The organism is Candidatus Polarisedimenticolia bacterium, assembly GCA_036004685.1.
Classification (GTDB): Bacteria; Acidobacteriota; Polarisedimenticolia; order Gp22-AA2; family AA152; genus DASYRE01.
The window spans coordinates 20,708-30,566 of sequence record DASYRE010000052.1; the positions used below are offsets into that span (position 1 = coordinate 20,708).

General features: G+C 57.5%; 11 protein-coding genes and 1 tRNA gene. 6 read left to right on the forward strand and 6 right to left on the reverse strand.

Features of this window, described 5'->3' with window-relative positions:
* Positions 1 to 31: 31 nt before the first annotated feature.
* Both VGR67_14455 and VGR67_14460 read left to right on the forward strand, forming a co-directional pair.
* Positions 32 to 418, forward strand: coding sequence for an extradiol dioxygenase (locus VGR67_14455; protein HEV8337612.1), 387 nt, complete (start codon positions 32 to 34; stop codon positions 416 to 418).
* A 14-nt stretch (positions 419 to 432) separates the two neighbouring features.
* A tRNA-Thr gene (locus VGR67_14460) sits at positions 433 to 507 on the forward strand.
* Positions 508 to 874: 367 nt separating this feature from the next.
* Here the strand turns inward: VGR67_14460 and VGR67_14465 are convergent.
* Complete coding sequence (locus VGR67_14465; protein HEV8337613.1) at positions 875 to 1,504, reverse strand: hypothetical protein; 630 nt, start codon at positions 1,502 to 1,504, stop codon at positions 875 to 877.
* A 1,787-nt stretch (positions 1,505 to 3,291) separates the two neighbouring features.
* Between VGR67_14465 and VGR67_14470 the strand changes: the two genes are divergently transcribed.
* The 4 genes from VGR67_14470 to hxsC all read left to right on the forward strand — a co-directional run bounded on the left by VGR67_14470 (position 3,292) and on the right by hxsC (position 6,825).
* Positions 3,292 to 3,516, forward strand: a complete 225-nt coding sequence (locus VGR67_14470; protein ID HEV8337614.1) for a hypothetical protein — start codon at positions 3,292 to 3,294, stop codon at positions 3,514 to 3,516.
* Positions 3,456 to 3,914, forward strand: coding sequence for a His-Xaa-Ser system protein HxsD (gene hxsD / locus VGR67_14475; protein ID HEV8337615.1), 459 nt, complete (start codon positions 3,456 to 3,458; stop codon positions 3,912 to 3,914). The genes VGR67_14470 and hxsD overlap by 61 nt, the downstream gene beginning before the upstream one ends.
* Positions 3,915 to 4,159: 245 nt before the next feature.
* The gene (gene hxsB / locus VGR67_14480; protein HEV8337616.1) at positions 4,160 to 5,659 is read left to right on the forward strand and encodes a His-Xaa-Ser system radical SAM maturase HxsB; all 1,500 of its coding nucleotides are present in this window, start codon (positions 4,160 to 4,162) and stop codon (positions 5,657 to 5,659) included.
* 107 nt (positions 5,660 to 5,766) lie between these two features.
* Positions 5,767 to 6,825 carry a His-Xaa-Ser system radical SAM maturase HxsC gene (hxsC, locus tag VGR67_14485; protein ID HEV8337617.1) on the forward strand — a complete coding sequence of 353 codons (1,059 nt, stop codon included), beginning with the start codon at positions 5,767 to 5,769 and terminating at the stop codon, positions 6,823 to 6,825.
* 109 nt (positions 6,826 to 6,934) lie between these two features.
* On the opposite strand, the gene VGR67_14490 is transcribed toward hxsC, so the two are convergent.
* The 5 genes from VGR67_14490 to VGR67_14510 all read right to left on the reverse strand — a co-directional run.
* Positions 6,935 to 7,246, reverse strand: coding sequence for a hypothetical protein (locus VGR67_14490; protein ID HEV8337618.1), 312 nt, complete (start codon positions 7,244 to 7,246; stop codon positions 6,935 to 6,937).
* 217 nt (positions 7,247 to 7,463) lie between these two features.
* Entirely contained in the window at positions 7,464 to 7,943 is a 480-nt protein-coding gene (locus VGR67_14495; GenBank protein HEV8337619.1) for a hypothetical protein, read from the reverse strand.
* A 426-nt stretch (positions 7,944 to 8,369) separates the two neighbouring features.
* Positions 8,370 to 8,579 carry a helix-turn-helix domain-containing protein gene (locus VGR67_14500; protein ID HEV8337620.1) on the reverse strand — a complete coding sequence of 70 codons (210 nt, stop codon included), beginning with the start codon at positions 8,577 to 8,579 and terminating at the stop codon, positions 8,370 to 8,372.
* A gap of 199 nt (positions 8,580 to 8,778) precedes the next feature.
* Positions 8,779 to 9,435, reverse strand: coding sequence for a hypothetical protein (locus tag VGR67_14505; GenBank protein HEV8337621.1), 657 nt, complete (start codon positions 9,433 to 9,435; stop codon positions 8,779 to 8,781).
* 79 nt (positions 9,436 to 9,514) lie between these two features.
* Positions 9,515 to 9,859: hypothetical protein (locus VGR67_14510; GenBank protein ID HEV8337622.1), on the reverse strand; the 345-nt coding region annotated here is incomplete at its 5' end.

Here is a 9,859-nt window from a genome sequence, read left to right on the forward strand (position 1 = left end):
GCGCGTGGCGATTCGCTGGTAAATTCCCACGATGATCAACGGCGCGCACGTCCTGATCTACAGCACCGACGCGGAGGCTGACCGGGCCTTCTTCAAGGATGTCCTGCGCCTGCGGTCGGTAGACGTCGGGGAGGGCTGGCTCATCTTCGCCCTGCCCCCCTCGGAGGTCGCGCTCCATCCCGGCGAAGGCGATTTCGTCCAGGAGCACGACGGCCACAAGCTCCTCGGCGCCGTGCTCTACTTGATGTGCGCTGATTTGAAGAAAACGATCGAGACCCTGAAAGACAAGAAGGTCCGATGCTCGAAGATTACCGAGGCGCCGTGGGGATTGGCGACGACCGTTGCGCTCCCCAGCGGCGGAGAGATCGGCCTGTACCAGCCCACGCACCAGACCGCGCACGATCTTACGCGGAGCTAGAAGCCCCGTGAGAAGCCGGCGTAGCTCAGCGGTAGAGCAACTGATTCGTAATCAGTAGGTCGCCGGTTCAATCCCGGCCGCCGGCTCCATGTTTTCAAATATTTAGCTAATCTATTTTGGTCGATTTCGAACGCCAACAACCTTGTAGTAACCCGAAAATCTAGTGTTCGGAGTGTTCTTTCCCTCAGCTCCGCCACCCTGCATAGACGATCCGCCCTGCCTGCATCGGACAGAATGGCCCGCTTCGGCCGACAGCCATCACGGAGAGCCCAAATTCATGAGAGCGCCACGGGTGCGAAGATGAGTTGGGAAACTGGTTTATCGGGCGCGGCGAGGAACATCGCCGAAACAAGTGATTCACCCCTGCGGGTGTTGGCTGGTCCCGGAACCGGTAAGACTTTCGCGCTATTGCGGAGAACTATGCGCCTCCTAGAGACGGGGTCCGATCCTAGCGGACTACTTGTCTGCTCTTTCACACGTACCGCCGCACGCGATCTCCAAGGTGAACTTGCACTCCTCGGAGTTCCTGGAGCTGACGGTGTCCGGAGCGGGACTGTCCACGGATTCTGCTTTGGCCTGCTTTCCCGAGCTGAAGTACTCCCTGTGACCGGTCGCATACCGAGGCCGATTCTCACTTTCGAGGAGCGCTTCCTCCTCGAAGATCTGCGCGGAACCAACGGTGAGGGGATCAGAGGCCTCCGGAAACGCCTCAACGCGTTTGCCGCAGCGTGGGCACGGCTGCAGTCCGACATGCCCGGTTGGCCTTCCAGCCCACAGGATCAACTGTTCCTCACCGTTCTCGAAGCGTGGCTTCGATTCCACGAGGGAATGCTTGTTGGAGAGCTTGTTCCTCTGGCACTGCGCTTCATCCGAGACAATCCAACTTCGCCCCACCGCCCTCGATTCAATCATGTACTCGTCGACGAATACCAGGACTTGAATCGTGCTGAGCAGGTGCTCCTGGACCATTTGGGAGCATTTGGCTCTCTGACAGTTATTGGCGATGAAGACCAGTCGATTTATTCCTTCAAGCACGCCCATCCGGCAGGAATAGCCGCATTTCACCTCGAGCGCCCTGGGACCCACGACGAGAGCCTCGTGGAATGCCGGCGCTGCCCTCGGGTCGTGGTTGCTATGGCGAACACGCTGATCACTCACAATTCATCACGTACGGGGAGGAGGCTCGAAGCGAGGCCTTCGAACCCCGCTGGCGAAGTGCATGTGCTCCAGTGGCCTTCAATGGAGCAAGAGGCACAGGGTTTAGCAAGAATTGTCCAGGAACGTATTCAATCGGGAGACGTTGCTCCTGGTAAGGTGCTCGTCCTCGCGCCGCGGCGGCAGTTCGGTTACGCGGTACGTGACGCCATAAATGCCAAGAACGTGCCTGCCCACAGCTTTTTCCACGAGGAGGCGCTGGAGGGGAATCCCGGCGACCCTGCTGAATGTGCAGCGCAGGAGGCCTTTACACTTCTAACCCTCCTCGTACGGCCCGATGACCCAGTTGGACTTCGGTGCTGGTGTGGATACGGAAGTAGCTCGCTACGGAAGGGGGCCTGGGAGCGCGTACGGCAGCGATGCGAAGCCACCGGCGAGGCACCCAAGGCAATTCTCGAACAACTCACTATTGGAAGCCTGAGCCTCCCACACACGGCCCCCCTCGTGCAGCGGTTCCGACAGCTGCAGCAGCGCATAGCGGGACTCAATGGTTTGCGGGGAATTGAACTTGTGGACGCCTTGTTCCCTTCAAATGCGTCGTGGGCAGTACCCATTCGGCTCGTTACCGAACAAATTGGAGACAACGACGAGCCCACGGGCTTACTTGACCTCGTCCAGCGCAGCGTGACGCAGCCGGAGCTACCGACGGATGTCGACTACGTTCGCGTGATGAGTCTGCACAAATCAAAGGGGCTGACCGCGCAGCTCGTCGTCGTGAGCGGTTGCATCGAGGGTCTTATCCCTACGATTCCAGTGGACGCCACTCCGTCGGAGAGGATGCAGGCCTTGGAAGAGCAACGGCGCCTGTTCTACGTCGCGATAACCCGCACAACGCGTACGCTTGTCCTTTCCAGCGTTAGCCGGCTTCCACGAGCGGTAGCCTATAACATTGGTGCGAGCGTCCATGGAAGAGGAAGGGTGATGTCTACAATCGCCTCTCGGTTTCTGGGGGAACTTGGCCCAGAGCGTCCGCCTGCTGTCGCTGGAGCGACAGTTCTTCAAAGTGAACCCGCCTGAATGCAACTTGGCTATCGACTATAAGGATATGATGGCCTTCCAGATCGGAGGAAGAGCCTGAAGAACTCCGCACTGATTGGAGGAACCCAATACATCTCAAGCTCGAAGCGAGAGGCGCAGGGGCTGGCGACTTGACGTTACCCACCATGGAAATCGCTTGACCCGCGGCTATGGATCGGGATAGAAATGTTCTTCTCCGGAGAAAGGGAGCGGCTAAAGTGCAATTTCCTGAGGTCCGTAAGAGATTCGCGTGCCTCATTCCCAGGGCGAAAGGCCTGCTCTCACGCCTTGGGCGGGTCGCGGTCTCCACGACGATCGCAGGCGCAAGCTGGCTGAATCTTAGCGGTGCAGCCGCTATCCTCGCGCCGGCTCCTTCGTCAGTGCCCGCGTTTCCACCTTCAATCAGCAACCGTGAGAAGAAAGTACCAAGGCTCATCCTCAGCCTGAGAAGCACGGACACCCGAATTTCCCTCCAACATCGATCGCACAGCTCCCACAGTTCTCACCGTTCGCACAGTTCGCATTATTCTTCACGCTCGGCTCCATCTGGGCCCGCCCCGGCAACGTCGAGTGCTCCCCAAGCGGAGTCCAGTGAGCAGTACGTCATCATCACGATCTCTAAGATCGAATCCACTACGCGCATGATCTCGGGGCAGGACGAACTCAAGACACCGTTTCAGTTCGTCTACCGCGACTACACGAAAATCCCGGGTGCGCAGTCAGGCGAATTCCTCCAGCTCGATGCATGGCTCGAAAAGAACCCCAACCGTCTTCCCTTCGCGGTAGGCCAGAAGGTGCGCATCACGTGGAAAACATCCGACGACAAGACGAAACGAATCGCAGTGAAGGTGACGCCGTTCCCCTAGCAGTGGCCGGAGTAACACTTCACAAAGGCGAGGCCACTGGCTCCCAGGCAATCCTCGACGATCGCGTCGCCCTCGAGGTTGATGCCTCGATTTATAGCCAGGACGCCGTGCTCCGCGCGGCATATAAGTTCACGGACCGATGCTATGTTTTCATCGAGCACCCCGGCAATTTTGTCGTCGCTCTCACGCCCAAGGATACTCTCGCCTCCAGGGCACTCATCGGAGAGTTTTGCAACGAGCTTCTGGACCAGCAGGTGCGGGAATCTCTCTCCCGTGAGTTCGGCGACCTCCGCACCTTGATCGTCGCTCAGGCCTTCGCCGAGGGCAATCTCCTGGATAAGGAGCGCGATGAGGGAAACTATCAGGCAGATCCTCTCGGCATTGGCAAGCGTCGATAAAGGTGACGCGGGGACTCTATGGCTCTCCCACGCTCTCTACCCGCGTGAATGTGTTTCGACCTCAGTCAAAGCTTTCCGTGATTTCTGCTCGTTCGAGATCATCGATAGCCCGTCGGAGGTGACGCGGCTCGCGATCCGGGTGGTCGCGGCCTCTCCCGCGGATCGGAGACGGATTACCGGCGAGTTCTTGAACCATCTGCTGGCAACTTCTGTTGAGCAGAAGCTCGGTGGCACGAGGATCCCCAATGCCCGCTGACCTCGGATTTCATCCCAAGGAACACTACGGGTTGGTATCCGCGCACCCTTATCGTCTCCTGCCATTTCGCTTCATGCGATGGCAAACTGGCGAGGTCCTTGTCGTCAATGATGTGGGTGAGCACCTGTTTCTTGATGCTTCAAGCTTCGATGCTTTCGTACGGCATCGTCTGGATTCTGGGTCCGACACTTACCTTGACTGCAAGGCCAAGCACCTTCTCGCAGATTCGGACTCTACGGTGCCAATCGACCTTCTCGCCACCAAGTACCGCACGAAAAAGAGCTTTCTCGAGGGGTTCACCAAACTTCACCTCTTCGTGGTCACCCTGCGGTGCGACCACTCCTGCCATTACTGCCAGGTCTCGCGCGTGACCGAGGATCGGGAGCGGTTTGACATGAGCCGGGAGACAGCCGAAAGAGCTGTCAACCTCATGTTTCGCAGTCCGGCGCGCGACCTCAAGGTCGAATTCCAGGGAGGCGAACCACTGCTCAACTTCCAGTTGATCCGGTACCTCGTAAACTACGCCAATGAATGCAACACGCAGGAGGGCCGTCGCCTGGAGTTTGTGATCGCGACGAATTTATCACCGCTCACAGATGAAATGCTCGTGTTCATGCGGGAGCATTCGATTTTCATTTCGACCTCCCTCGACGGTCCGGAGGCCGTGCACAATGCCAACCGCCCGCGGCGCGGCAACGACAGCTATGAGATCACCCTCCGCAACATTGGCCGCGCCCGGGAGGCACTGGGGCACGATCGAGTCTCCGCCATTATGACAACAACCGAACGCAGCCTTCTCCACCCCCGAGAGATCATCGACGAGTACGTGAGGCAGGACTTCGACTCCATTTTCCTGCGCCCCATTAGCCCCTATGGCTTCGCGATCCGTACAAGAAAGGCTTGGGAGTATGGGGCGCAGGAGTTCATCGAGTTCTACAAGGCTGCATTGGACCACGTCATCAACCTGAACAGGAATGGCGTCGCTTTCATGGAGGTCTACGCGCAGATCCTCCTCAGACGGATGCTCACCCCCTTCCCCACGGGGTACATGGATCTCCAGAGCCCTGCGGGAGCCGGCGTGGGCGTTGTCGCTTATAACTACGATGGCGATGTGTACGCCTCCGATGAAGCCCGTATGCTCGCCGAGATGGGAGACTTCTCCTTCCGATTGGGTAATGTCCACGAGCAAACCTACGAGGAGATCTTCGGAGGCAGCGTTCTGCAGGCGCTCCAGGAGGCCTCTTGCGTTGAGGCTTTGCCTGGGTGCTCGGAATGCGCTTTCGTCCCATACTGTGGCGCTGATCCCATCTTCCATTGGGCAACCCAGGGAGATCCCGTGGGCAACCGCCCCACGAGCGCCTTCTGCACGAAGAATATGGCCTTGCTCAAACACCTCTTCGGTCTATTGCACTCCGGGGATGCTTTCATTGAGAAGCTGTTTCTCCAATGGGCTACCTCCCAGGATCTTCCCCATCGGCTGGCGTCATGATTCCACTCCAAACCCACGGGAAGCCTCTTGTTCCATTCCGCCACACGGTGCTCGGAAAGATAATCTCCCAGCACGTCCGTGAGGAAGATCGCGAGGACCACATCCTCGTGACCGAGAAGCTTTCGGCCGAAACTTCCCTCCGAGGTTACGCTGGAGTTCTTACAACGCAGAAGCTTCCCTACGGCCTCGTGCCCGCTGAGCTCTGCCCGGTGATCCATTGCGTCAAGTCTCTGAACCATCTGGCCGACCGTGATGTCGTCGCTCTCAACCCCAACGGGTACGTGCGAACTCTGTTTCGCGTGGCCTCCGAGCACAACGTCCTGTTCGCGACTGACAGGTGCAACAGTTTCTGCCTTATGTGTTCCCAACCTCCGCGAGATGTTGACGACAGCGACCGCCTGAGCGAACACCTGCGGCTCATCGAGCTCATCGATCCGCGCACGCGGGAGATGGGCATCACGGGCGGCGAGCCGACCCTGCTGAAGGATGGTCTCATTCATATTGTGCGGAAGTGCAAGGAGTTCCTGCCGCAAACAGCCATTCACATTCTCTCGAACGGTCGCCTCTTCTACTACGGCAGCTACGCGCACAACCTCGCCGAAGTCGGGCACACCGATCTCATGGTCGGCATTCCCTTGTATGCAGACACCGACCACGAGCACGACTATATCGTCCAGTCGCGCGGAGCCTTCGATGAGACGATGGTGGGGTTCCAGAACCTTGGGCGCCACGGGGTAGCCGTCGAGGTGCGCGTCGTCACCCACCGCCTAACCGTGCACCGACTGGAAAATCTCGCAGAATTCATCTATCGGAATCTACCGTTTGCGGCTCACGTTGCGTTTATGGGTCTGGAAACAGTTGGCTTTGCTGTGCCGAACATCGAGACGCTTTGGGTCGATCCGTGGGACTACCGGCACGAGCTGGAACAGGCCACACGGTACCTTGCCGACCGAGGAATGCATGTCTCGATCTACAACCACCAGCTCTGCACGCTTCCAGTGTCGATCTGGACCTATTCTCGAATGTCGATTTCTGACTGGAAGAACGAGTATCTGCCGATCTGCTCGGCGTGCACGGCACGCGAGAGGTGTGGCGGTTTCTTCAGCTCGTCGATTCGAGCGCGGCACAGCGAGCACATAGGGCCATTCGAGGTACTCCCCGCATGAAGGGCGAGGCTCCATCTCATACCCATCTATTCAGCGCTTTATGAACCTTCGCCCCCGTAGGAATGACGCAATTTTCAGCAGTTCGTTCCTGCGGTCCGGCCGCCCCCGCTTAATCGTCAGCCGAGTCTTTGCCTTGATTCGGGTACCGCGATGGTGCCTTGAATTCGAGGAGAACGGCCTCTTCGATTCGGCGCTTTACTCCCGATCTCAGATCCAGAACGGCCTTCTTGACCGTCTGTCCGTTTTTTGAGTAGGTGATGTTCGGAAACCCCACCCAAGGTGCCTCGCCATTCTTGGAGACGACACGGAAGCCTTTGATCGTGACCTCCCCTATCGCCGTTGAAATCGTGACATCCGCATACGCCTTGATGGTACCTTGCTCAAATCTTCTCATGTCCACCTGAATCACCTTGTAATCCATCTGAACCCTCCTTTTGCCTCGCTGACTTGCACACTTGTCCCGTCAAGCAACGGGAACCCCGATTCTCTATCGGCTTCCCTTATCCCTAAGCGGTGGCTCGCATCACGCATAGAGGCCACTTTTAGGGGAGGCTCCGGAGGTTGTGAAAACCCCCGGAACCCCGGCAGACACCTCCGTCTGCCTCCTTCGGCTCAGGAGTGGCCAACCTGGCCGAAGTTCAAGGGTCGAAGGGCAGCTTAGGACCTCGGTCGATTCCGCTGAACCAGGGACCGCCCAGATCGATATCGCCGCCCTTGACCACATACTTGCTTATGTACCGCATCACGAACTCTTGGCTGCGGGGGCGCTCGATGCGAGCGAATCCCGCAATCCGGTCCCAGATATCCATGTAGGTCAGTCGCCGAAGTTGACCGACTCCCGAGAGTAGAGCGTGAAAATGCACAGCGCCACGACGCTGCTTTTCCAAACCGCGGGCCCAGCTGATGCCACGGCCCTTCTTGGCCCAGCGGGGCCCGTGGAGTGTCCGGTTGGCCATGGAAACGAGCAGCCGGAACCGTTTGTCGGCGGCTTCCGGGTGAACGGCGCCGTCGCGAAAGGTGAACGTACACATCCATTCCCAGTAGTATTTTCCTAGGAATGCTGCCCACGCGTTCCTGAGGTCGTTTTCAGCCAAGCTTGCGTTTGGTATCAGAACCAAGCGTCCTCCTCCCGCTCTTGCTCATCTTGCTTCTCATACCACTCCAATCGGTCTTTCCCTCTGGGAGCAAGCCGGAACCGCAGTTCCGCAATCCGCTCGCTCGACTGGAGGCGGTAGCGGCTTCCACGCGGGCGAGATGGCAATGCTCGAATGAGCCGCTCCCGCCAAAGCCTTTTCAAATGGTCACGAGCTGTTAATGGATGAAGGTCGAATTCCACTGCAACATCCTCAAATGTAGTCAATAGTTCTCTGCGACTCCGTCGAGCAATAAATTCCAGAACCTCTCGCGCTGTGGTCACGGTTCACCCCTCTAGCAGCTAGCTTCTTGTCGCCTTCGCTGGCTCTTCGATAGCGGAGTAATCCGATTAAATGCCAGCGCTCGCGAAAACAACCACAAGGAGCTAGCGACCTGGAAATCCCATTCAGCTAGTCTGGGACTCCCGTATCAGAAGTACTTCCGTGCTTCTGCCTGTCGAGCCACTCATCGAGGGCTGACAAGTCATAGCCCACGGCGCGTCCCCCCAGGCGCACAAACGGTGGTCCGCTCCCGTCCAGACGCTTCTTCTCAAGGGTGGACGGCGAGAGACCGAGGTAGTGAGCTGCTTCCGGGGTCCTGAAGATCCGCTTCTGAACCATCTTTCCTCCTTGCGCTACGAAGTACGGCGCCTGGGTAGGAAAGATACCGATTCGTCGGCGCGGGAAAAAGGGTGCAATTTGACTTGGCGTATCGATAAAGTGCGGGGAATTCGGGACCGAGGGTTTTGTGCTGGTCTTGCTTTCGCATCGATGCGGGGCTAACTCGCGACTGCGTCATGGCCATCGGGCCAAGCCGATATTAGGTGGCCCTCCGATGAGAAAGAATGCATTTCTCTATAAACGTCGTTGGTAATGCGACACTCGAGCAGTCATTTTCGACGAGTAGGAAATCAACGCTTTCCGCGGGTAGACCCGCGAAATCACCCTCCCTCGTTCGCCTCTCCAATTCCTCAAGACTTAGGGCGCGTGCGGCCCGATCCAGGGCATGGTTTTCCACAACCTTGGCAATGCCGCTCACGGCCGGAAATGATTCCATTCGTGCCGGGTAGAGGTGAAAACGGTCTGCGAAAAAATCAAAGAACAGCACGACCAGATAGGGGATGCCTCGGAGCACAGGGTCGTCGGCCTCAAGCACCCTGTACTTCCCTACTGCATCAGTCAGATTCGACTCTATGCGGGAGAAATCGACCTCGTGTGTCGCAGGGCCCGAATTTAGAAGGGATGGGTCATACGTCGATAAATGTGCGTTACGGTCACGTAGATAGCCACCAGAAAAGATGGTCTTGACCTCGCAAACAAAGCTGGGACGCCCTTCGAACAACACCAGAAACTCAGGACGTCGACGTCGACCCTGTCTATCCAATCGCTTCACATCATGCCCTAAGCTACGCAATAGATCTTCGACAGTATCTTCGTTTGCCAGCGCCACCACATTTAGCGATTCCTGGTTAAGCATCGTGTTCTCTTTCCCTATCCCCAATAGCCCGGCCCTAGTTCCCTGCCCAATACGCATGGACTTTCTTCAGTTCATTGACCTAGCAGACAAGAACATCAGAAGTGTCACGCCCCAATTCGCTTGCCAGCTCGAAAAACCCTGGACCCGGCTGCATGTCGTCACTCTTATGCACAACAACAGCAGAAAGCATGCCGCGACCCGCAGCATCTTCCGCAGTCGAGATTTCGCCGAGCAGGTAACCAAATCTGAAGTCATGCGGGTCAAAACTGATCGCTTGAATTTGAGCAACCAATTCTGAATAGGCAATTTGGCCTCGAAGACGTGCACGGTCAATCATGATGCGCCGCGCTTCATGCCTAGCAGCCCGCCACTTCGTTTCACTAAAGCCGTACCCGTTTAACATGATTATTCTTTCATCCCTCTT